Source organism: Streptomyces sp. NRRL S-495 (genome assembly GCF_000966955.1).
Lineage (GTDB): Bacteria > Actinomycetota > Actinomycetes > Streptomycetales > Streptomycetaceae > Kitasatospora > Kitasatospora purpeofusca.
In genome coordinates, this window is sequence record NZ_JZWY01000916.1 from 1 (window position 1) to 383 (window position 383).

The window sequence follows — 383 nt, forward strand, 5'->3', positions numbered from 1 at the left end:
GTGATGTGATGTCATGTCTCGTTCTGGGGATGGTTGTTCCCCGGAACGCAGTGCAGGCACGGTGCCGGTGATCATGTGGTTGTCGAGACCCATGAGAACCGAGCGAGACCGTGCCTGCCCGGACATCATCGCCCATGCCCGCCGGGCTGGGACACCTGACCCTCCAGAATCGCGCTGTCACCCGACAGGATGCCGCTGACCTGCGGCGCTTCCTGATCTGGGTGCCCGACCCACGCAGTCGGCGGGGGCGGCGGTATCCGATGCTCCCCCTGTTGTGCGCGGCAGCTTCGGCCGTGCTGGCCGGTGCCCGTTCCCTCATCGCGATCGGGGAGTGGATAACGGACGCCCCGCAGTCGGCCCTGGAGGCCCCTCCTACGGAGTCT

Annotated in this window: 1 protein-coding gene; it reads left to right on the forward strand. The window is 67.1% G+C overall.

The window, feature by feature from the left end:
- Positions 1-134: 134 nt before the first annotated feature.
- Positions 135-383 (forward strand): transposase family protein (locus VR45_RS50330; protein WP_286163623.1); only part of this gene is annotated, 249 nt, incomplete at its 3' end.